Raw genomic sequence first — 20670 nt, 5'->3', positions numbered from 1 at the left:
ATGGCCGCCGTCAGGGTCGTCTTGCCATGGTCCACGTGACCGATGGTGCCCACGTTCACGTGCGGCTTGGTGCGTTCGAACTTACCTTTTGCCATTTCTCAACTCCAAAAAGAGCAATGCCCGTGTGGTGGTTTTACGTCTGCACCGCATTGCTTGATCCTTCGCCACGGGCAACGAAGGGCATGCGGTCGCAGACAGATGAGGGGCCCTGGCCCGCACATGGCCTCTTTTGATCGAGGGGCCGTGGAGCAGGCCATACCGGCAGCACTCGCGGAACTGGCTTTGCAAAGCCGCAGAGTGCGCCCCCCGAAAGGGGGTTGCCGGCGCGGACGAAGTCCGCAGAGGCTGGGGCGGACTTACTTCGCGCGGGCAGCGACGATGGCTTCGGACACGTTGCGCGGAGCTTCGGCGTAGTGCTTGAACTCCATCGTGTACGTGGCACGGCCTTGCGACATCGAGCGCAGGGTGGTCGAGTAGCCGAACATTTCGGACAGCGGGACTTCGGCCTTGATGACCTTGCCGCCGCCGACCATGTCGTCCATGCCCTGCACCATGCCGCGACGGGACGACAGGTCGCCCATCACGTTGCCGGCGTAGTCTTCGGGCGTCTCGACTTCCACGGCCATCATCGGCTCGAGGATGACGGGGCTGGCCTTACGGGCCGCTTCCTTGAAGCCGAAGATGGCGGCCATCTTGAACGCCTGCTCGGACGAGTCCACGTCGTGGTACGAACCGAAGGTCAGCGCGACCTTGACGTCCACCACCGGGAAGCCGGCAAGCACACCAGTGTTCAGCGCTTCGATCACACCCTTTTCCACGGCCGGGATGTACTCGCGCGGCACCACGCCGCCCTTGATCTCGTCCATGAACTCGAAGCCCTTGCCGGCTTCGTTGGGCTCCAGGCGGAACACCACGTGACCGTACTGGCCCTTGCCGCCCGACTGGCGAACAAACTTGCCTTCGACGTCGGACACCGACTTGCGCACGGTTTCGCGGTAGGCCACCTGGGGCTTGCCCACGTTGGCTTCCACGCCGAACTCGCGCTTCATGCGGTCCACGATGATTTCGAGGTGCAGTTCGCCCATGCCCGAGATGATCGTCTGGCCGGACTCTTCGTCGGTGCGCACGCGGAACGACGGATCTTCCGACGCCAGGCGTTGCAGCGCCAGGCCCATCTTTTCCTGATCGGCCTTGGTCTTGGGCTCCACGGCCTGCGAGATCACAGGCTCGGGGAAGACCATGCGCTCCAGCGTCACGATGGAATCGGGATCGCACAGGGTCTCACCCGTGGTCACGTCCTTCAGGCCCACGCAGGCGGCGATGTCGCCGGCGCGGATCTCTTCCACTTCCAGGCGCTCGTTGGCGTGCATCTGCACGATACGGCCGATGCGCTCCTTCTTGCCCTTGACGGGGTTGTAGACGGTGTCGCCCTTGGAGAGCACACCCGAGTACACACGCACGAAGGTCAGCTGGCCGACGAACGGGTCGGTCATCAGCTTGAACGCCAGGGCGGAGAACTTCTCGCCGTCGTCGGCCTTGCGGCTGGTTTCCTGCTCGTCCTCGTCCGTGCCGGCGACCGGGGGAATGTCCACGGGCGACGGCAGGTAGTCGATCACGGCGTCCAGCATGCGCTGCACACCCTTGTTCTTGAACGCGGTGCCGCACAGCATCGGCTGGATCTCGGTGGCGATGGTGCGCTGGCGCAGGGCGAGCTTGATCTCGTCCTCGGAGAGGTCACCCTCTTCCAGGTACTTGTTCATCAGCTCTTCGTTGGCCTCAGCCGCGGCCTCGACCATCTTCTCGCGCCATTCCTTGGCGGAGGCGACGAGGTCGGCCGGGATGTCCTGGTATTCGAACTTCATGCCCTGGGAGGCTTCGTCCCAGAGGATGGCCTTCATCTTCAGCAGGTCGACCACGCCCTTGAAGTTGTCCTCGGCGCCGATCGGGATCACGACGGGCACAGGGTTGGCCTTCAGGCGCAGCTTCATCTGGTCGTAGACCTTGAAGAAGTTGGCGCCGGTACGGTCCATCTTGTTGACGAACGCGAGACGGGGCACCTTGTACTTGTTGGCCTGGCGCCAGACGGTTTCCGACTGGGGCTGCACGCCGCCCACGGCGCAATACACCATGCAGGCGCCGTCCAGCACGCGCATGGAACGCTCCACCTCGATGGTGAAGTCCACGTGGCCGGGGGTGTCGATGATGTTGAAGCGGTGTTCCGGATAGGACATGTCCATGCCCTTCCAGAAACAGGTGGTGGCGGCCGACGTGATCGTGATGCCGCGCTCCTGCTCCTGCTCCATCCAGTCCATGGTCGCCGCGCCATCGTGCACTTCGCCGATCTTGTGGTTCACGCCGGTGTAGAACAGGATGCGCTCGGTCGTGGTGGTCTTGCCGGCGTCGATGTGGGCCGAGATACCGATGTTGCGGTAGCGCTCGATGGGGGTCTTGCGTGCCATGAGAAAACTCCTTTAACGGCATAGAGCCCGCCCGCCGGTTGCGGCGGGTCGGGCTCCAAGCCTCTGAGATATGGGGACGAAAATCAGAAGCGGAAGTGGCTGAAGGCCTTGTTGGCCTCGGCCATGCGGTGCACTTCGTCGCGCTTCTTCATCGCACCGCCACGGCCTTCGGTGGCCTCGAGCAGCTCGTTGGCCAGGCGCATGGCCATCGACTTCTCGCCGCGCTTGCGGGCGGCTTCCTTGAGCCAGCGCATCGACAGGGCCAGACGGCGCACGGGACGCACTTCGACGGGCACCTGGTAGTTCGCGCCACCGACGCGGCGCGACTTCACTTCGACCATCGGCTTCACGTTGTTGATGGCCGTGGTGAAGATTTCGAGCGGATCCTTGCCGCTCTTCTTTTCGATGGTGTCGAGGGCACCGTAGATGATGCGCTCGGCAACCGCCTTCTTGCCGCCTTCCATGATCACGTTCATGAACTTCGACAGCTCGACATTGCCGAACTTGGGATCCGGCAGGATTTCACGTTTGGGGACTTCGCGACGACGTGGCATGTTTCAAACCTCTTTGCTTCAGTTGGCACCGCCTTCCGGCACTGCCGCGAGAGCCAGCAGGACTCTCACTTACTCGACCCGCACAGACCTCTGCGCTTGGGGTCACTACGTCCGGACGGCCCGCCAAGGCTGCCGAACACCGAATGATCCGCAGATCAGGAAGACGATCAGGCCTTCTTGGGACGCTTCGCGCCGTACTTGGAGCGGGACTGCTTGCGGTCCTTGACGCCTTGCAGGTCAAGCGAGCCGCGCACGATGTGGTAGCGCACACCGGGCAGATCCTTCACACGGCCGCCGCGCACGAGCACCACCGAGTGCTCCTGCAGGTTGTGGCCTTCGCCACCGATGTAGGAAATGACTTCGAAGCCGTTGGTCAGGCGCACCTTGGCGACCTTGCGCAGTGCGGAGTTCGGCTTCTTGGGCGTCGTGGTGTAGACGCGGGTGCAGACACCGCGACGTTGCGGCGAGTTCTGCATGGCCGGGCTCTTCGACTTGGTCTTCTCGACCTCGCGACCCTGGCGCACCAGTTGGTTGATGGTTGGCATGGATAAATGGTCCCAAAAATCCCCTGAAGCCCCGTGACAGGCAGACCGGCTCGAAGAACCGGCGGGAAAACGACAAAAACGTGAACCCCTTCGGAAAATTCCGAAAAGCCCTCGATTCTAGCGCGGCCCGCGAAGGCTGGCAACCTGCGGGAGCAGGGCATCCTGCCCGAGCCGGACGTTCAAACCCACATTAACAGGCACCTTGGCGCGCCGGGGCGCCGAAACTCCGGCCGGCGCTGCGTGCGAGGCGGGTTACTTGATCCAGAGGCGGATCGCATCCCAGGCCCGGCCCAGGACACCCGCCTGCTCGACAGGCTCCAACGCCAGCAGCGGCACCTCGGTCACCGGCTGGTCCACCAGGGATATCTTCAGCCGGCCGACCACTTGGTTCTTCGTGAAGGGCGCGACTAGCGGATCCGGACGCACCACTTCGGTCTTGACCTTGTTCGCGGAGCCAGACGGCACGGCCACGACGATCGGCTCAGGACGGCCGAGCTTGAGCGTGTTTTCCTTGCCCTTCCAGACCGCCGGCGTGGCGACGGGCTGGCCGCCATCGAACAACTTGACGGCGTCATAGGCCGTGTAGCCCCAGTTCACCAGCTTCTGCGACTCGTTGGCACGGGCGTTCTCGCTGTTCGTGCCCAGCACGATGGACAGCAGCCGCCGGCCGCCCGCTAGGTTGGGGAAGTCGCGCTTGGCCGTGACGATCATGCAATAGCCGGCGGCTTCGGTGTGGCCGGTCTTCAGGCCGTCCACCGACGGATCGCGGAACAGCAGCAGATTTCGGTTGGTGTCGTTGGAGGCCGGCGTGCCCGGGTAACGGTACTTCTTGATCGAGTAGTAGTGCAGGTACTCCGGGAAGTCCTTCATCAGCCGCGTCGCCAGGATGCTCAGGTCGCGCGCGGTGGTGGTGTGGCCGGGCGCGGTCAGGCCTTCGGGGTTGCGATAGCCGGTGTTCTTCATGCCCAGCGCCTTCGCCTGCTCGTTCATGAGCCGCACGAAGTTCTCAGCCGAACCGCCCACGCCCTCGGCAAGCGCCATGGTGGCATCGTTGCCCGACTGGACGATCATGCCCTTGATCAGGTCGTCCACTGGCACCTGCATCTTGGGGTCGATGAACATGCGCGAGCCGGGCATCTTCCAGGCGCGCGTGCTCACCGGCAGGGTCTGGGTCAGGCTGATCTTCTTGGCCTTCAGCGCGTCGAAGACCAGGTAGGCCGTCATCAGCTTGGTGAGCGAGGCCGGCTCGACCGGCGAATCGATGTCCTTCTCGGCCAGGATCTGGTTGGCCGTCACGTCCAGCAGCAGATAGCTTTTGGCAGCGATTTCGGGCGGGATGGGAGCCTGGGCTCCGGCCAGCGTGCTCACCGTGGCGGCCACGACGAGAACCAGCGATCGAAGAAAACGGATCATGCGTTGGAAATGGGAAGCGTCCGAAGACGAAGGAAACGAAGGGCGGGAAGGTGTGGGCGGTCGGTCCGGCGGGCCATGTCGCCGCACCAGGGCGCATCACGGCCGTCGCCGACGACGGCCCTCGGCATGGAAACGGCCCGCCCGTCTTCATGACACGGCACAGGCCGATTGGTTCACATCTCAGTCTGCAGACGACAGATGCCGCACCACCAGCGACTTCAGCAACGGCAATTGTCCGTGAAAGAAATGCCCGCCCCCGGGCACCACCGTGATCGGCAGCGCCTGCGGGCGCGCCCAGTCCATGACCGCAGCGAGCGGCACGGTGTCGTCCTGCTCGCCGTGCACGACCAGCGTGCGCTCGTGCAGCGCCACCGGCAGGGTCGCGACCTGGAAGCGCGAGGCGGCTGTGCCGACAAGGACCAGCCGGCGGATGTCGCGCTCGCCGTCGAGCCGGGCTGCGGCCTGGCTGGCCACGAAAGCCCCGAAGGAGAAGCCGGCGATCGCGAGCCGCCCTTGCGGCGCCAGTTCCCGCACGACCTGCAGGAAGTCATCGGTTTCCCCCCGCCCCTCGTCGTGCACGCCGGCACTGCCACCCACACCACGGAAGTTGAAGCGGATGGCCGTGTAGCCGCAGGCCACGAAGGCCCGGGCCAGGGTCTGGACCACCTTGTTGTCCATCGTCCCGCCGAAGAGCGGATGCGGATGGGCGATCACGGCGACACCGGCATCCGGGACACCCTCGGCACCGCGGTCGCGCAGCACCTCGATGGCACCGGCGACGCCGGCAAGACTCAGTCGTTCGGTCTGTGCATTCATGTGAGCAATCGGGCCCGGCCGGCAGACGCACAGCCCCGGGCGGAAGAGGAACAGGCGGCCGATGCAGGGTCGGTTCAGCGCCCCACGTCAGGGGGAAGCACGAGGCGCTCCACCACCTCGCCGCGCTTGAGGTGGGAGTCGACGATCTCGTCGATGTCGGCCTTGTCCACGAAGCTGTACCAAGTGCCTTCGGGATAGACCACCGCCACCGGGCCGCCGGCGCAGCGGTCGAGGCACCCCGCCTTGTTGACGCGGACCTTGCCCGGCCCGGCCAGGCCCTCCTTCTTGACCCGGGACTTGCAGTGGTCGAAGGCCGACTGCGCGTCGTGCGGGGCGCAGGAGTCTTCGCCAGCCTTGCGCTCGTTCAGACAGAAGAAGATGTGGCGGGCGTAGTACTGCGGCATGGTCGGGCGATTCTAGGAGCGGCCTCGCCGGCTCAGGGCGTGGAGCGAATAGCCCATGGCAGCAAAAGGCCAGAGCCAGCCCAGCCATTGCGCCAGGCCATGAAAGCGGATGAATCGGCCCTGCTCCCAGGTGGCCAGCGTCTGCGCGAAGTAGGCACTTTCGGGCGCCTGGTTGAGCAGGCCCAGATGCAGGCCCAGCGCGAGCAGCATCAGGCCCATGGTCAGGCGCCGGCGCGCGGCGACCAGCCCCCCAGCCAGCAGAAGGGCGAGGCCGATGCCCACCTGGACAGGCAGGCTCAGCCAGGCCCAGGCATGCTCCGGCCCATAGCTCAGCGCAGCGGAGAGCGCGCTGGCACCCACGCCCGCCACCGCGACGATGGCGAGCATCAGCAACCGGGCCGGACGCGAACGCGTGATGGAAAACGCCAACAGGCAGGGCACGAGCAGCCCCAGCATGGCGCACAGCATCTCCGCCGCAGGCACCAGCGGTTCGAGCTCGAATTCGCGCATGGGCAGCCAGTCGAGGAAGGGCGTGTCCACCAGCCAGTCGGCCACGGCCGCTTCCAGCCGCTCGAAGACCTGACCCAGCCCGAAGGGCACGGCGGCCGGGAAGAGCAAGGCGACTGGCCACAGCGCCAGCAGCACCAGCGCCCCCCGGGCTTCGTCGATGAACCAGGCTTCGCGCAATCGGCTCCACCGCTCCAGCAGGCCGAGCCTGACCAGCGCCGCAGCGATCAGCGCGCCAAGCAGCGCGCCCACGGCGTTCAAGCTCAGGTCCACGTTGGAGGGAATGCGCGAAGGCAGGTAGCTCTGCAGCGTCTCCATGACCAGCGACAGCAGCAGTCCGGCCACGAAGGCGCGGCCGGTGGCCGTCCAGCCGCCGGTGGCCACGCCACCGCGCAGCACAGCCGTGGCCACGAGAAACCCGAAGGGCACGTAACCCGCGACGTTGATGCCGAGGTCGAAGCCGGTCCAGTACTTGGGCCAGGGCGCGCTCAGGAAGGCCCAGGGCGCGATGCCCTGATCACGCCACTGGTCGAAGGGATAGAGGCTCGCATAGACGATCAGCGCCGCATAGGCCAGCGCCAGCGGAAGTGCCGTCGTCTTACGCGCTGCGGCCGTCACCGGGCCGGCCGCTCAGAAGGGCTTGACCACGGCCAGCACCACGATGGCCAGCAGCAGCAGCACCGGCAGTTCGTTGAACCAGCGGAACCAGCGGTGACCCAGGCGGTTGGTGTCGGCCTCGAAGCGACGCAGCAGGCGCGCGCACACATGGTGGTAGCCGATGACCACCAGCACCAGCGCCAGCTTGGCATGCAGCCAACCGCCGCCGATGCCGTAGCCGAGCCAAAGCCAGGCTCCGAAACCCAGCGCCGGCACCGCCAGCAAGGTGGTGAAGCGCAGCAGCTTGCGCGCCATCAGCAGCAGGCGCGCGCGTTCGGCCACCGAGGAGGCGGGCACCATCGCCAGGTTGACGAAGATACGCGGCAGGTAGAACAGGCCCGCGAACCAACTGGCCACGAAGACGATGTGAAAGGACTTCACCCAAAGCATCGGCGCAGTGTACGGAGCCCCGGCTTGGCAGGGCCGCGGACAAAAAAAAGCCCGGCGTCTTTACGCCGGGCTGGGAAGCCCTTTTGCTGTCACACATCAAGGCACCCGCTCAGGGAGGAAAAGCGGGGAGCGGCAAGCCGCTCAACAGGGAATCTAACAAGATTGCCGGCCTTCTTCAACATTTGATCAAGTTTTTTTACCATCTGGTTGAGTAGTAAGAAAAAGAGCCTCATCCTGACGCTCCTTGCCCGCCCCACCAGGGCGGCGCAGGCCTGGGGCACAATTTTCGGATGACCTTCCACGCCCCCTACCCCGCCGGACGCCCGCGCCGTCTGCGCCGCGACGGCTTTTCCCGCAACCTGGTGCGTGAGAACGTGCTCACGGCGCACGACTTCATCTACCCCGTGTTCGTGCACGAGCAAACCGGGCGCGCACCCGTGCCCTCGATGCCCGGCGTGGAGCGCGTCTCGATCGACGAGCTGCTGCGCGTCGGCGAGGAGGCCCTCGAACTGGACGTGCCGGTGCTCGACCTGTTCGGCGTGCCCGATCCCACGGCCAAGACCGCCGACGGCGCCATCGCCTGGGACGAGAACGGCATCATCCCGCGCGCCATCCGGGCGCTGAAGTCGCGCTTTCCTGAACTGGGCGTGATGACGGACCAGGCGCTGGACCCCTACACCACGCACGGGCAGGACGGGCTGATCGACGACAGCGGCTACATCCTCAACGACGAGACCATCGAGGCCCTCATCAAGCAGTCGCTCGCGCACGCGGCCGCGGGCGTGGACATCCTCTCGCCCAGCGACATGATGGACGGCCGCATCGGCGCCATCCGCTCGGCGCTGGAGGCCAACGGCTTCATCCACACGCGCATCATGGCCTACAGCGCCAAGTACGCCAGCGCCTTCTACGGCCCCTTCCGCAGTGCCGTCGGCAGCGCAGGCAACCTGGGCAAGGGCAACAAGTACACCTACCAGATGGACCCGGCCAACACCGACGAGGCCCTGCGCGAGGTGGCCATGGACATCGCCGAAGGCGCGGACATGGTGATGGTCAAGCCCGGCATGCCCTATCTGGACGTCGTGCGCCGGGTCAAGGAGACCTTCCGCGTGCCCACCTTCGCCTACCAGGTCAGCGGCGAATACGCCATGCTCAAGGCCGCGGCACAGAACGGCTGGCTGGACCACGACGCGGTGATGATGGAAAGCCTGCTGGCCTTCAAGCGCGCGGGCGCCGACGGCGTGCTGACCTACTTCGCCCTCGACGCCGCGCGACTCCTGCGCGCGGCCTGAGGGCGTCGGCGACAGCGCTGCGATGCGGGTCCTCGACATCAACAGCGTGCAGGCGCGCGAACTGCCGCCCTGTTCCGCGCACACGCTGCCCGAGCCGCCGGCGCCCGGGCACTTCTACTGGCTCTCGGTCACCCGGGCCGAACTGCGCGAGGCCCTGCCCCCGTTGCAGACCTGGCTGCAGGCCCTCACCGGCGTGCGGCTGGTCGACCTGCATGTGAGCGACCTGCTCAACGAGCACCTGCCTTCGCACTACGACGCGACGTCGGCCTACGACGTGCTGGTCCTGCGCCGGCTGGCCAGTGCCCCGCCGGGCGAAGCCACACCCGAGACGGCAGCGCCGGCCCTGCGCAGCGGCCCGCCGGTGCTGCGCCACATCGACACGCGGCCTGTGGGCTTCGTCGTCTTCGAGCGCCTTCTGCTGACCGTGCATCCCGAGGACGGAAGCGTGCGCGATGCCGTGGCCGAACGCCTGATGACGGCCGACGCCCAGCCGCTGGACGTGCGCGCGGTATCCAGCCGCCTGCCCGCCGGCCCCGCCGACCTGATGCTGCGCGTCGCCAACCAGATCGTGGACGGCTACCTGGCCCTGCGCCGCGAGCTCACGCGCCAGCTGGACCATTGGCAGGCCGAGCTGATCGATCCCAAGACGCGCTTCACCAACTGGGGGGCCTTGATGCAGGCACGCCAGGGCCTGCATCACCTGGACGAGATCTGCGAAGACCAGCAGACGGCCGTGCAGGACTGGATCGACACGCTGGAGGCGCTCCCGGTGCCCGACGAGGCCGGCGCACGCCGCGATCACGAACTGCTGCTGGTGCGCAGCCGCGACGTCCTGGAACACATCGAGCGCGTCGTGCGCCATGTGCGGCGGCTGGAGCAGAACGCCGAACTGGCGGTGCAGTTGCACTTCAACGTCCAGAGCCACCGCACCAACGACATCATGCGGGTGCTCACCGTGCTGACCGCCGTCTTCCTGCCGCTGAACCTGATCGCCGGCATCTTCGGCATGAACTTCGAGTTCATCCCGCTGGTGCATGCGGCCGACGGCTTCTGGGTGGCGCTGGTGGCGATGGTGCTGATTGCCGCAGCGCTGGTGGTCGTGTTCTGGCGCAAGCGCTACCTCGCGCGCACCACGCACTGAGCAAGGCAGCGCACCCCAACGCCGAAGGGCCGGACACGCTCATCGCGCATCCGGCCCTTCGGTGGAAGCAGCCTGCCGCGGGGGCGGCAAGCCTGTCCTGGGAGTCTTAGAACTTGCTGGCGCCGGTGCTGCGGGCAGCGGCATCGACCGGGTTGGCCAGCGTCGAGACGACCTTGCTGTTGAAACGCGAACCGCTGCTCACGTTCTGGTCGGGCGCGTAGGCGGCGCGCACGGCTTCGGCCTGCACGGTGGCACGGGGTTGCGACACGGCCACGGTTTCGGCGCCGCGCGAGCCGCGCACCACGTTCTGGTTGGCGGCCTGGGCGGCAGCAACGGCCTGGGCCTGGACGTCGGTGCGGCTGAGGGCCGACACCGGCGCTTGCACGCCTTCGTAGGTTTCGGCCTGGGCGCCGGCGATGGCGACGAAGGACAGTGCGGCGGCGGCGAGGATCTTCGATGCGTTCATGGTTCAACTCCTGACATTTGACGGAACGCGAACGAAGCTCCTTTTTTGGAAGCACTCACACCCTGTGGCGCCTTGCTTTCGTCCGCCGGACCCGCAAATCGCTGAGCCCGTGGAACGAATTGTGTCGTTACGACTCCGTAGAAACCCGGCCTGTCGAGAACCACGCTGTTCGCGTATTTGAAACAATGATGGCCGCTTCTTCGTACCCACTCCGCACGCGCCATGGACAGCCTCGATCTCCTCCGCACCTTCCGCGAAGTCGCGATGCAGGGCAGCTTCTCCAAGGCGGCCAAGCGGCTGGGCCTGTCCAAGGCCACGGCCAGCAAGTACGTGGCGGAGCTGGAGACGCGCTTCGGCGTCCGCCTGCTCAACCGCTCCACCCGCTCGGTCAGCCTGACGGATGCCGGCTCGTTGCTGCTGGAGCGCAGCCAGCCGGTCATGGAGATGGTGGAACTCACCCAGGCCGAACTGCAGGAACGGGCCAACCAGCCGCGCGGACGGCTGCGCATCGCCGCCCCGGTTGGCATGGCCAGTGGCGACCTGCCGAACCTGCTGGCCGAGTTCCTGGGCTACTACCCCGACGTCAACATCTCGCTGCAGTTGACCAACCAGGTCGACCTGGCCGAGGAGGGCATCGACGTGGGGCTGCGCTTCGGGCCCATCGAGGACGAGAACCTGATCGTGCGCCGCCTGCTGTGCATGCAGATGGTGGTGTGTGCCTCGCCTGTGTACTGGCGCAAGCATGGCATGCCGAAGCGGCCCGAGGAACTGGCCGAGCACACCGCGCTGACGCTGGTGCGGCAAGGCATCGACCCCACTTGGCGCTTCGAAGAGCGGGGGCGCAAGATCGACGTGCCGGTCAAGAGCCGGATGGAGGCGTCCGAGGCCGGACCGCTGATCCACGTGGCCATGCGAGGACTGGGCGTGATCTACGTGCCGGCCCTGGTGGTGCAGCCGCACCTGGACCACGGTGAACTGGTGCCCGTGCTGGGCGAATTCAGCCGAAAGGACATGTGGCTGTCCGCGGCCTACCTCCAGCGGCGCCACAACAGCGCGGCCCTGCGGGCGCTGCTGGACTTCCTGGAATCGCGCATCGGCCCCAAGAGCAACTACGCCAAGCGGCAGGCGCAGTGCCAGGCCCTGCAGAAAGAGGCCGAAGGCAAGGCCACCGACAAGACCGCGAACCCGGCCGCCCCCGTCGCCTCTGCGGCCGCCTGACGGCGGCCGCCCCCAGCCAGCTGTGGACCATCGGCGGAAGCGGCCTCGGAGGGCCCGCTTCCGCGCGCGTCAGCCGACGTGCTTGGCGAAGAAGGCCAGCGTGCGCTCACGCGCCAGCTTGGCCGATGGCGCGTCGTACGAGCCGCGCTGGTCGCAGTTGAAGCCGTGGTTGGCCTCGTAGATGTGCACTTCCACCTCGGGATGCGCCTTCTTGAAGGCTTCCACGGTCTCCAGCGGGATCCAGTGGTCCTGCTTGCCGAAATGGGCCATCACCGGCACCTTGGGCTGGCGGGCCGACTCCTCGGGCGCGGTCATGCCGCCACCGTAGTACGGCACCGCGGCCGACAGGCCGGCCAGTTCGCTGGCGCCGCGCCAGGTCAGCAGGCCGCCCCAGCAGTAGCCCACCAGACCCACCTTGCCGGCCCGGCCGGCGTATTCGATGGCGGCCTGGATGTCCTGCAGCACGCCGGGCGCGGGCAGCGCCTCCACGGCGGTCTTGAGTTCGAAGCCGGCCTTCATGTCGGCGTCGGTGTAGCCCAGCTCCACGCCCTGCTTGACGCGGTGGAAGGTGGCGGGCGCCACGGCCAGGTAGCCCTCGGCCGCGTAGCCGTCGGCCACCGAGCGGATATGCGAGTTCACGCCGAAGATTTCCTGCACCACCACGACGGCGCCCTTGGGCGTGCCGGCGGGTTCGGCCACGTAGGCGGGGAAGGTGAAGCCATCCTTGGCGGTCAGGTCGATGAATTGGCCCATGGGGGTCAGCTCCTTTGGGTACAAACGGGGGGGTTGGACACGTGCGGCCGGTCAGGCGTCAGGCCGCCGGCAGGTGCTGGCGGCGCACCGCCACCAGCGGCCGGTCGCGAGTTTCACCCGAATCCTCGAACCACGTCGTCAGAGAAGGAGTCGACCTTGGAATCCGGAGTGCTCTTGGTCACCGGCGCGAGCCGCGGCATCGGTGCCGCCGTCGCGCTCGAAGCGGGCCGCCGCGGCTGGGCGGTGGCGGTCAACTACGCCAGCCAGTCGCTGGCTGCCGACGAAGTGGTCCGCCGCATCCGCGAGGCAGGCGGCCGCGCCATGGCCGTGCGGGCCGACGTGGGCGACGAAGCCCAGATCGAGGCCATGTTCCGTCAGGTCGACGCCAAGTTCGGCCGGCTGACCGGGCTCGTCAACAACGCCGGCGTGGTGGACGTCCAGGCCCGCGTCGACGAGATGCAGGGTGCGCGGCTGGAACGCATGTTCCGCATCAACGTGACGGGCAGCTTCCTGTGCGCACGCGAGGCCGTGCGGCGCATGAGCACGCGCCACGGCGGCAGCGGCGGCGGCATCGTCAATCTCAGCAGCGCGGCGGCGCGCCTGGGCTCGCCCGGCCTTTACGTGGACTACGCCGCCAGCAAGGCCGCCATCGACACCATGACGCTGGGCCTGGCGCGCGAGGTGGCGGCCGAGGGTGTGCGGGTCAATGCAGTGCGGCCAGGGTTGATCGACACCGAGATCCACGCTTCCGGCGGCCTGCCCGACCGGGCCTTCCAGCTCGCAGGCACCGTGCCGATGCAGCGCGTGGGCACGGCCGACGAGATCGCCGCTGCCGTGTTGTGGCTGCTGTCGCCCGAAGCCAGCTACACCACCGGCGCCCTGCTGGACGTGACGGGCGGGCGCTGAAGGATGACCGGCATGGGCCACTCGATGGACCTGATCAAGCCACTGATCACGCTGCTGGCCATCGTGAATCCGCTGGCGATCGTGCCCTTCTTCATCCACTACACGCAGGGCTACAGCGACCGCATGCGCGAGCGCACCGCGCGCGTGGCGGCCTTCAGCGCCTTCGTGGTGATCGCCGTGAGCGCGCTGATCGGTCTGCAGTTGCTGTCCTTCTTCGGCATCTCGATCGCGAGCTTCCAGGTGGGCGGCGGCATGCTGCTCTTGATGAGCGCGCTGAACATGCTCAACGCGCAGCCGGCCGAGGCCAAGACCAGCAAGGAAGAGATCCGTGCCACGGAAGTGAAGGCCTCGCTGGGCGCCTCCATCGCCGTGGTGCCGCTGACCATTCCGCTGCTGACCGGGCCGGCGACGATGTCGACCATGGTGATCTATGCCGAGAAGGTGCAGCACTGGTGGCAGATGCTGGTGCTGGTGGGCTACGGCGCGGTCATTGCCCTGGCCACGCTGCTGGCGCTGCTGATGGCGGAACCCATCGCGCGCGTGCTGGGCAAGACCGGCATCAACGTGATGACGCGGCTGATGGGCCTGATCCTGGCCGCACTGGCGGTGGAGGTAATGGCCGACGGGCTGGGCAAGCTGTTCCCCGTCCTGGCCCGCGCCGCGCCCTGATCAGCGACGGCTGTTGACCCAGCGGACCATGTCCGCGATCACCTCGTCGCTGGCCGACGCCAGGGCCTTGGCGCCACCGGCCGCATCGGCGGTGGCGGACGGCTTCTGCACGACGAACACACGCTGACCCAGCACCCGCTCGCCCGTGGGCGACAGCGACAACAGCGTGGCGCGCACCCGCACCAGGCCGCTGCTGGCAGCGGGCGACGCAAAGTAATGGCTGAATTCGTCCAGCGAGATGCGCAGCACTTCGCTGCTGCGGCCCTCGCGCGCCAGGTTGCCGGCTTCGAGCGTCCCGAGCACGGTGCGCTGCTCGGCGAGGGCATCGCGCAGCCGCTGGCGGAAGAGCTGCAGCGGCGGCTGCGTCCAGCGCGCGGTGGCGTAGGGCCGCAGCGCCTGCGCGTCCTCGTAACCCAGCCGGTAGTTGAGGGCCGTGCCTTCCAGGCGCGAAGCAGACGTATCCAGGTCGGCCAGCGTGATCGGTGGCAGTGCGGCCGTGGCTGCGGATGCCGTCACGGCAGGAGCCAACGGGCCGGGGCCAAAGTCGTAGCTGATGCTGCGCTGAGGCTTGTCGGGCAGCGCGCTGCAGGCGGTCAAGGCCAACGCCACGGCAGCGAGCAGTGCGTGGCAGGCGGCGCTCGCGCGACGTGTGATCCCGGCGCCAGGGCCTTGTGGCTCGGAAGCGCGGTTGCGACGCGGCACGAGGGCGACATCGGACAGGGAACGACGGTGGATCGGGCGGGACATGGAAACGCTCCTTCGCATCAGCGGCCGGCCGCCGCAGGCACCGGCGCCACGAAGCCGGGCTCGCCCGGGCCGGGCGCCGGCACGCCCGTGCCATAGATCAGCGATTGCGGGCTGTCGGCAATGGTGTCGGCCACGCGGCCGAGACGGCGTGCCGCCAGCGAGGTGTCGTCGGCCGCGCGGTTCAGGCGAGGCAACGTGGTGGCATTGACCGACTCCAGCGTCTGCTGCAGCGCGGCCGTGCCGCTGCCCAGTCGGGCCAGCGCGCCGTCCTCGGCATTGAGGCGCTGCAGCGTGGCGTTGAGCGACTGCGCCGCCTGGCCGAAGTTCTGCGCGGTGCCGCGCACGGTCTGCGCCAGCGGCGGGATGGCGGCCAGCGCCGGATCGACCCGCGTGCGCAGGGTCTGGTCGAGCGTGCGGGTGAGGTCGTTGGCATGGGCCGTGACCTGCGCGATGTTCTCCAGCGCCTGGGCGATGCGCTGCTGGTTCTGGTCGCTCAGCAGGGCGTTGGCGCGGCGCGTGGCCTCTTCCACCTGGTTCAGGATCGCCTCGCCGCGGCCCTGCAGCTGCGAGAACATGGACGGGCGCAGCGGGATCTGCGGCGGGTCGTCGTTGTTGGGCAGCAGCGGCTCCTGCGATTCGCCCTTGTCGTCCAGCGCCACGAACGCCAAGCCCGTCACGCCCTGGTAGCTCAGGCTGGCGAAGGTGGACTTCGTGAGCGGCACCCGCTCGTCGATGGCCAGGCGCACCCGCACGTTGCCGCGCTTGTCGGGGTCGAAGTCGATGCTCGCCACCTTGCCGACCATGATGCCGCGGTAGCGCACCGCCGCCTGCGGCTGCAGGCCGCTGACCGCGTCGCGCGTGCTCAGCTCGTAGGTGTTGCGCACCGTGCTGTCGCGGGTGAACCAGAGCACCAGCGCCACCAGCAGGGCCAGCATGCCGAAGACGAAGGCACCGGCGGCCAGGGCATGGGACTTGTTTTCCATGGTGTTCCTCTTCCCGTTCAGGATGGCAGGGCGAGCGCGGCGCGATGGCCGCGTCCGCCCAGGAAGTACTCGCGGATGAAGGGATGGTCCACCGCCATCACCTCGCGGGCGCTGCCCAGGGCGATCACGCGCTGGTCGGCCAGCACGGCGATGCGGGTGGACAGGTCGAACAGCGTGTCGAGGTCGTGGGTGACCATCACCACCGTCAGGCCCAGCTCGCGGTGCAGGCCGCGCAGCAGCTCGCAGAAGCTGTCGGACGCGGCGGGGTCCAGCCCGGCGGTGGGCTCGTCGAGCAGCAGCAGCGGCGGGTCCATGATGAGCGCGCGCGCCAGGGCCACGCGCTTGATCATGCCGCCCGAGAGGTTGGCCGGCATCTTGTGCGCATGCTCGGGGCCCAGGCCCACCATCTGCAGCTTGACCAGGGCCGCATCGCGGATCAGCTCGTCGGGCAGCAGCTTGAGTTCGCGCAGCGGGAAGGCAATGTTTTCCAGCACGCTGAAGGCCGAAAACAGCGCCCCATGCTGGAACAGCATGCCCACGGCAGCGGCGCCGCGCGCACTCAACTCCGCGGGCGGCGCGCCCAGCACCCGCACCGTGCCACGCGTGGGCGCCTGCAGGCCCAGGATCTGCCGCAGCAGCACCGTCTTGCCGGTGCCCGAGCCGCCCACCAGCGAGAGGATCTCGCCGCGCCGGATGTCCAGATCCAGGTCGCGGTGCACCACCTGCACCTGGCCGCGCCCGCGTGGGAATTCCGTCCACAGGCCGCGGATCTCGACCACGCTGTCGCGCTCATGCAGGCGATCGATCATCGGAAGCCCACCCCGCGGAACAGCAGCGCGAACAGCGCGTCGACCAGGATGACCATGGTGATCGCCGCCACCACCGAGGCGGTGGTGCGCCGACCCAGGCTCTCGGTGTTGGGCTCCACCCGCAGGCCATGGTGGCAGGCGATGAGGGCAATCATCACGCCGAAGACCGCCGACTTGGCCAGCGCGATGTACAGGTTGACGAAGGGCACCGCGCGCGGGAGCTGCTGCATGAAGAACACCGGGGCAATGTCCAGCGCCGACCAGGCGGCGACCATGCCGCCCGCCAGCGCCGACAGCGAGGTCCAAAGCGCCACCAGCGGCATCACCACGGCCAGAGCCAGCACGCGCGGCATGACCAGGCGGTAGCCGGGCGGAATGCCCATGACGCGCATGGCGTCCAGCTCTTCGGTCACGCGCATGACGCCGATCTGCGCCGTGATGGCGGAGCCGGAGCGGCCGGCGACCAACACCGCTGCCAGCACCGGACCCAGTTCGCGAAGGATGGACAGGCCCAGGATGTTCACCACGAACGACTCGGCACCGTAGTTGCGCAGCTGGTTCGACATCAGGTAGGCCAGCACCACGCCGATCAGCAGGCCGACCAGCGCGGTGATCGGCAGGGCCGTGGCGCCGATGCGGTAGAGATGGCCCGAGAAGTCGCGCCAGGGTCCGCGCTGCGGCGCGCGTACCAGCCGCAGCAGGTCCAGCGCCAGCTGGCCGACCAGCAACAGGGTCTGGCGGCCCAGGCGCAGCAGCGCCGGGCCCTGCGCCAGCAGGCGCGCCGGCCAGGCGGCCCAGCCCTGCGCGGCGGGCGGGGGCAGCGGCACGGTGTACTGCGCCACTTGGTCGAGCACGGCCTTCTGCGAATCGCTGAGCTGGAGCTGCGCCGGCCACTGGCGGCCCCAGTGGTTCCAAAGCAACTGGGCGCCGACATGGTCGAGCTGCTCGATGCCGCGCAGATCCCAGCCGCCGCCCGTGCCGGCTGCCTCGTCGAGGCAACGCTCCAGCGCCAGCCACTGCTCGCGCGAGGAGAAGGCCAGCACCGTCCACCGCCCCGTGGGCGCCCACGGTCCATGCTCCTCGGCCTGGGCGCGGTCCACGCGCGGCCATGCGTCGTCGCTTGGAAGCTGGATATGGGAGGAGGGCATTCGTTGGCGGTGTGCCCGACCGTGGACCGGCCGGCGGCGGGCAACCGGCGAATGCTACCCGCTGACCCGCCACTGACGCTTGACCGCACGGGGCGCGATCGGCAGTGGGGCCACTCCCACAAACCCTGGCACAGCGACCGGCGGACAGGCCGACCGCGCCCGCCCGGCGCTTCCCTCAAACCGACGATGGCGCCGGCGGTGCGTGCACCGAGAAGCCGTCCGCAAAGGCCCCCCGAAGCCAGGCGACGAAGGCCGCGACCGCACGCGGCACATGCGGCGCGTAGGGGCGGATGGCGAACAGCTGCTCCGCGAAGGCACCCACCGGCTGCCAGGCAGGCAGCACCTCCACCAGCCGGCCGCTGCGCAGGCCCTCCTGGGCGCTGAAGTCGGGCAGGAGCGCGATGCCCAGGCCCGCGGCGGCAGCGTCGCGCAGGGCCTCGCTGTTGTTGGCCGCAAAGGGGCCGGCCACCGGCACCGTGATGCGCTCGGTGCCGGCCGCCGCCGGTCGGGGCAGGAAATGCCAGGCCGGCTGGTCCTGGCGCGGGTAGTAGAGGCAGTCATGGCCGGCCAGGTCTGTCGGCGCGACGGGCTCGCCGCGCCGGCGCAGGTAGGCGCGGCTGGCCACCAGCAGGCTGCGAGTGGGGCACAGGGGCCAGGCCACGTGCGTATCGGGCGGCGCGGCGCTGTGTCGGATGGCGAGGTCGAAGCCCTCCATGGCCAGGGCGCTCAGGCGGTCGGACAGTTCCAGTTCGATGCGAACCTCGGGATGGGCGCGCAGGAAGTCGGCCAGCCGGGGCACCAGTTGCTGCCGCGCCAGCGCCACGGGCGCCGTCACCCGCAGGCGGCCGCGCGGTACGCCGGCCATGTCGCGCACGCCGGCAAAGCTCTGGGCGATGGCGTCGAAGGCGGTGCGCGTTTCCTCCACCAGCCGCTGGCCGGCCTCGGTGAGGCGCACGCTGCGGGTGGTGCGCTGCACCAGGGGCACGCCGGCCTCGCGCTCCAGCTCGGCGATGCGCTGACTCATGCCGGCCTTGCTCACGCCCAGGCGGCGGGCCGCGGCGGTGTAGCTGCCCTGCTCGGCCAGCACGGTCAGCCAGTGCACATGGGCCCACAGGCCTTCGATCTTCGAATGATCCATGGCCTCATTGTTCAGGCATTTGAACAATCAGTTCAACCGCCGCGCCTAGGCGTCGCGCAAACGCAGTCCTAGACTGCCCGCCACTTTCCTCCTTCCACCCACGGGACCCCGATGAAGAACAGCATCGCCGCCATCGACCACTACATCCACGGCCAGGTCGTGGCCAACACCTCCGGCCGCACCCAGGACGTGTTCAACCCTGCCACTGGCGCACTGACCGGCCGCACCGGTCTGGCCGACGTGGACCAGGTCAATGCGGCCGTGGCCGCGGCTCAGGCCGCCTTTCCGAAGTGGGCCGACACGCCGCCGATCCGCCGCGCGCGGGTGATGTTCAAGTTCCTGGAGCTGCTGAACCAGCACCGCGACGAACTGGCCCACCTGATCACCGCCGAGCACGGCAAGGTGTTCACCGACGCGCAGGGCGAGGTCACGCGCGGCATCGACATCGTGGAATTCGCCTGCGGCATCCCGCAGCTGCTCAAGGGCGACTTCACCGAGCAGGTCTCCACCGGCATCGACAACTGGACCCTGCGCCAGCCCCTGGGCGTGGTCGCCGGCATCACCCCCTTCAACTTCCCGGTGATGGTGCCGATGTGGATGTTCCCGGTGGCCATTGCCGCCGGCAACACCTTCGTGCTCAAGCCCAGCCCGACCGACCCGAGCCCCTCGCTGCGCATCGCCGAGCTGCTGAAGGAGGCCGGCCTGCCCGACGGCGTGTTCAACGTGGTGCAGGGCGACAAGGTAGCCGTGGACGCGCTGCTGACGCACCCCGACGTCAAGGCCGTGAGCTTCGTCGGCTCCACGCCCATCGCCAACTACATCTACGAGACCGGCGCCCGCCACGGCAAGCGCGTGCAGGCCCTGGGCGGCGCCAAGAACCACATGGTGGTGATGCCCGACGCCGACATCGACCAGGCGGTGGACGCGCTGATCGGCGCCGGCTACGGCTCGGCCGGCGAGCGCTGCATGGCCATCAGCGTGGCGGTGCTGGTGGGCGACGTGGCCGACAAGCTGATTCCCAAGCTGGTCGAGCGCACCAAGACGCTCAAGGTGCTCGACGGCGAGAACCTCGATGCCGAGATGGGCCCGATCGTGACCAAGGCAGCCCACGAGCGCATCAGCGGCTACATCGCTCTGGGTGAGCAGGAAGGCGCCAAGCTGCTGGTGGACGGCCGCGGCTTCGACGGCAAGAAGGCCGGCGAGGGCTGCGACGGCGGCTTCTGGCTGGGCGGCACGCTGTTCGACCATGTCACGCCCGAGATGCGCATCTACAAGGAAGAGATCTTCGGACCGGTGCTGGGCTGCCTGCGCGTCAAGGACCTGGCCGAGGCCGTCGACCTGATCAACGCCCACGAATTCGGCAACGGCGTGGCCTGCTTCACCCGCGACGGCAACGTGGCGCGCGAATTCGGCCGCCGCATCCAGGTCGGCATGGTCGGCATCAACGTGCCGATCCCGGTGCCCATGGCCTGGCAGGGCTTCGGCGGATGGAAGCGCTCGCTCTTCGGCGACATGCATGCCTATGGCGAAGAGGGCGTGCGCTTCTACACGAAGCAGAAGTCGATCATGCAGCGCTGGCCGGAGAGCATCGGCAAGGGCGCCGAGTTCGTGATGCCCACGGCCAAGTAAGGCCAGCGGAAGGCGGTGCTACCATG

General features: G+C 68.1%; 22 protein-coding genes. 6 read left to right on the top strand and 16 right to left on the bottom strand.

Annotated features, from left to right (window positions below):
- The 9 genes from ACT54X_RS22650 to ACT54X_RS22610 all read right to left on the bottom strand — a co-directional run.
- The coding region (locus ACT54X_RS22650; protein ID WP_005434227.1) for a GTP-binding protein at positions 1-95 on the bottom strand (95 nt) is incomplete at its 3' end.
- A 261-nt stretch (positions 96-356) separates the two neighbouring features.
- Complete coding sequence (fusA, locus tag ACT54X_RS22645; RefSeq protein WP_294366754.1) at positions 357-2459, bottom strand: elongation factor G; 2103 nt, start codon at positions 2457-2459, stop codon at positions 357-359.
- A gap of 83 nt (positions 2460-2542) precedes the next feature.
- Positions 2543-3013 carry a 30S ribosomal protein S7 gene (gene rpsG / locus ACT54X_RS22640; RefSeq protein ID WP_017759705.1) on the bottom strand — a complete coding sequence of 157 codons (471 nt, stop codon included), beginning with the start codon at positions 3011-3013 and terminating at the stop codon, positions 2543-2545.
- 167 nt (positions 3014-3180) lie between these two features.
- Positions 3181-3558, bottom strand: coding sequence for a 30S ribosomal protein S12 (gene rpsL / locus ACT54X_RS22635; protein ID WP_017759704.1), 378 nt, complete (start codon positions 3556-3558; stop codon positions 3181-3183).
- Positions 3559-3810: 252 nt separating this feature from the next.
- Positions 3811-4971, bottom strand: coding sequence for a D-alanyl-D-alanine carboxypeptidase family protein (locus ACT54X_RS22630; RefSeq protein WP_294366741.1), 1161 nt, complete (start codon positions 4969-4971; stop codon positions 3811-3813).
- A gap of 180 nt (positions 4972-5151) precedes the next feature.
- Positions 5152-5787, bottom strand: coding sequence for an alpha/beta hydrolase (locus ACT54X_RS22625; protein WP_294366740.1), 636 nt, complete (start codon positions 5785-5787; stop codon positions 5152-5154).
- A gap of 74 nt (positions 5788-5861) precedes the next feature.
- Positions 5862-6191 carry a (2Fe-2S) ferredoxin domain-containing protein gene (locus ACT54X_RS22620; protein ID WP_294366738.1) on the bottom strand — a complete coding sequence of 110 codons (330 nt, stop codon included), beginning with the start codon at positions 6189-6191 and terminating at the stop codon, positions 5862-5864.
- Between the two features lie 12 nt (positions 6192-6203).
- On the bottom strand, positions 6204-7316 hold the full coding sequence (locus tag ACT54X_RS22615; protein WP_294366736.1) for a VanZ family protein: 1113 nt from the start codon (positions 7314-7316) through the stop codon (positions 6204-6206).
- Positions 7317-7328: 12 nt separating this feature from the next.
- A complete protein-coding gene (locus tag ACT54X_RS22610) occupies positions 7329-7745 on the bottom strand; it encodes a CopD family protein (protein ID WP_017759699.1) in 417 nt (138 codons plus the stop codon).
- 290 nt (positions 7746-8035) lie between these two features.
- On the opposite strand from ACT54X_RS22610, the gene hemB reads away from it, so the two are divergent.
- Positions 8036-9037: a porphobilinogen synthase gene (gene hemB, locus ACT54X_RS22605; protein WP_354320777.1), complete on the top strand. Its 1002-nt coding sequence runs from the start codon at positions 8036-8038 to the stop codon at positions 9035-9037.
- A gap of 22 nt (positions 9038-9059) precedes the next feature.
- A complete protein-coding gene (locus ACT54X_RS22600; RefSeq protein WP_294366731.1) occupies positions 9060-10178 on the top strand; it encodes a magnesium transporter CorA family protein in 1119 nt (372 codons plus the stop codon).
- Between the two features lie 106 nt (positions 10179-10284).
- Here the strand turns inward: ACT54X_RS22600 and ACT54X_RS22595 are convergent, their stop codons facing one another.
- Positions 10285-10644 (bottom strand): DUF4148 domain-containing protein, encoded by a 360-nt coding sequence (locus tag ACT54X_RS22595; RefSeq protein WP_294366729.1) that lies wholly within the window; start codon positions 10642-10644, stop codon positions 10285-10287.
- Positions 10645-10866: 222 nt separating this feature from the next.
- Between ACT54X_RS22595 and ACT54X_RS22590 the strand changes: the two genes are divergently transcribed.
- Positions 10867-11862: a LysR family transcriptional regulator gene (locus ACT54X_RS22590; protein WP_476348733.1), complete on the top strand. Its 996-nt coding sequence runs from the start codon at positions 10867-10869 to the stop codon at positions 11860-11862.
- A gap of 69 nt (positions 11863-11931) precedes the next feature.
- Here the strand turns inward: ACT54X_RS22590 and ACT54X_RS22585 are convergent, their stop codons facing one another.
- Positions 11932-12615, bottom strand: a complete 684-nt coding sequence (locus tag ACT54X_RS22585) for a dienelactone hydrolase family protein (protein WP_476348731.1) — start codon at positions 12613-12615, stop codon at positions 11932-11934.
- Between the two features lie 156 nt (positions 12616-12771).
- Between ACT54X_RS22585 and ACT54X_RS22580 the strand changes: the two genes are divergently transcribed.
- Both ACT54X_RS22580 and ACT54X_RS22575 read left to right on the top strand, forming a co-directional pair.
- Positions 12772-13521, top strand: coding sequence for an SDR family oxidoreductase (locus ACT54X_RS22580; protein ID WP_354320775.1), 750 nt, complete (start codon positions 12772-12774; stop codon positions 13519-13521).
- 12 nt (positions 13522-13533) lie between these two features.
- Positions 13534-14190 carry a MarC family protein gene (locus ACT54X_RS22575; RefSeq protein ID WP_476348729.1) on the top strand — a complete coding sequence of 219 codons (657 nt, stop codon included), beginning with the start codon at positions 13534-13536 and terminating at the stop codon, positions 14188-14190.
- Here the strand turns inward: ACT54X_RS22575 and ACT54X_RS22570 are convergent, their stop codons facing one another.
- From ACT54X_RS22570 to ACT54X_RS22550, 5 genes are all read right to left on the bottom strand, one after another.
- Positions 14191-14787: an ABC-type transport auxiliary lipoprotein family protein gene (locus tag ACT54X_RS22570; protein ID WP_354320774.1), complete on the bottom strand. Its 597-nt coding sequence runs from the start codon at positions 14785-14787 to the stop codon at positions 14191-14193.
- Positions 14788-14954: 167 nt separating this feature from the next.
- Positions 14955-15920, bottom strand: a complete 966-nt coding sequence (locus tag ACT54X_RS22565) for an MlaD family protein (protein WP_294366720.1) — start codon at positions 15918-15920, stop codon at positions 14955-14957.
- Between the two features lie 17 nt (positions 15921-15937).
- Complete coding sequence (locus ACT54X_RS22560) at positions 15938-16729, bottom strand: ABC transporter ATP-binding protein (protein WP_304304806.1); 792 nt, start codon at positions 16727-16729, stop codon at positions 15938-15940.
- Positions 16726-17877: an MlaE family ABC transporter permease gene (locus ACT54X_RS22555; protein WP_294366716.1), complete on the bottom strand. Its 1152-nt coding sequence runs from the start codon at positions 17875-17877 to the stop codon at positions 16726-16728. Before ACT54X_RS22555 ends, ACT54X_RS22560 begins: the two co-directional genes overlap by 4 nt.
- Before the next feature lie 175 nt (positions 17878-18052).
- Positions 18053-19015 carry a LysR family transcriptional regulator gene (locus ACT54X_RS22550; RefSeq protein WP_476348726.1) on the bottom strand — a complete coding sequence of 321 codons (963 nt, stop codon included), beginning with the start codon at positions 19013-19015 and terminating at the stop codon, positions 18053-18055.
- Between the two features lie 111 nt (positions 19016-19126).
- Between ACT54X_RS22550 and ACT54X_RS22545 the strand changes: the two genes are divergently transcribed.
- Positions 19127-20644, top strand: a complete 1518-nt coding sequence (locus ACT54X_RS22545; RefSeq protein WP_476348724.1) for a CoA-acylating methylmalonate-semialdehyde dehydrogenase — start codon at positions 19127-19129, stop codon at positions 20642-20644.
- Positions 20645-20670 lie beyond the last annotated feature (26 nt).

The sequence above is a fragment of the Pseudacidovorax sp. DMC4 genome (assembly GCF_056314265.1).
Note: the sequence above shows the minus strand (reverse complement) of the source record. Positions and strands in the feature narration are given on the sequence as shown.

Coding starts and splice junctions, on each gene's coding strand:
- ACT54X_RS22575 (WP_476348729.1), top strand. CDS start 13,534: ATGGGCCACTCGATGGACCTGATCAAGCCACTGATCACGCTGCTGGCC.
- ACT54X_RS22565 (WP_294366720.1), bottom strand. CDS start 15,920: ATGGAAAACAAGTCCCATGCCCTGGCCGCCGGTGCCTTCGTCTTCGGC.
- ACT54X_RS22550 (WP_476348726.1), bottom strand. CDS start 19,015: ATGGATCATTCGAAGATCGAAGGCCTGTGGGCCCATGTGCACTGGCTG.
- ACT54X_RS22600 (WP_294366731.1), top strand. CDS start 9,060: ATGCGGGTCCTCGACATCAACAGCGTGCAGGCGCGCGAACTGCCGCCC.
- ACT54X_RS22630 (WP_294366741.1), bottom strand. CDS start 4,971: ATGATCCGTTTTCTTCGATCGCTGGTTCTCGTCGTGGCCGCCACGGTG.
- ACT54X_RS22555 (WP_294366716.1), bottom strand. CDS start 17,877: ATGCCCTCCTCCCATATCCAGCTTCCAAGCGACGACGCATGGCCGCGC.
- hemB (WP_354320777.1), top strand. CDS start 8,036: ATGACCTTCCACGCCCCCTACCCCGCCGGACGCCCGCGCCGTCTGCGC.
- ACT54X_RS22590 (WP_476348733.1), top strand. CDS start 10,867: ATGGACAGCCTCGATCTCCTCCGCACCTTCCGCGAAGTCGCGATGCAG.
- rpsL (WP_017759704.1), bottom strand. CDS start 3,558: ATGCCAACCATCAACCAACTGGTGCGCCAGGGTCGCGAGGTCGAGAAG.
- ACT54X_RS22620 (WP_294366738.1), bottom strand. CDS start 6,191: ATGCCGCAGTACTACGCCCGCCACATCTTCTTCTGTCTGAACGAGCGC.
- ACT54X_RS22585 (WP_476348731.1), bottom strand. CDS start 12,615: ATGGGCCAATTCATCGACCTGACCGCCAAGGATGGCTTCACCTTCCCC.
- ACT54X_RS22595 (WP_294366729.1), bottom strand. CDS start 10,644: ATGAACGCATCGAAGATCCTCGCCGCCGCCGCACTGTCCTTCGTCGCC.
- ACT54X_RS22560 (WP_304304806.1), bottom strand. CDS start 16,729: ATGATCGATCGCCTGCATGAGCGCGACAGCGTGGTCGAGATCCGCGGC.
- ACT54X_RS22545 (WP_476348724.1), top strand. CDS start 19,127: ATGAAGAACAGCATCGCCGCCATCGACCACTACATCCACGGCCAGGTC.
- ACT54X_RS22610 (WP_017759699.1), bottom strand. CDS start 7,745: ATGCTTTGGGTGAAGTCCTTTCACATCGTCTTCGTGGCCAGTTGGTTC.
- fusA (WP_294366754.1), bottom strand. CDS start 2,459: ATGGCACGCAAGACCCCCATCGAGCGCTACCGCAACATCGGTATCTCG.
- rpsG (WP_017759705.1), bottom strand. CDS start 3,013: ATGCCACGTCGTCGCGAAGTCCCCAAACGTGAAATCCTGCCGGATCCC.
- ACT54X_RS22625 (WP_294366740.1), bottom strand. CDS start 5,787: ATGAATGCACAGACCGAACGACTGAGTCTTGCCGGCGTCGCCGGTGCC.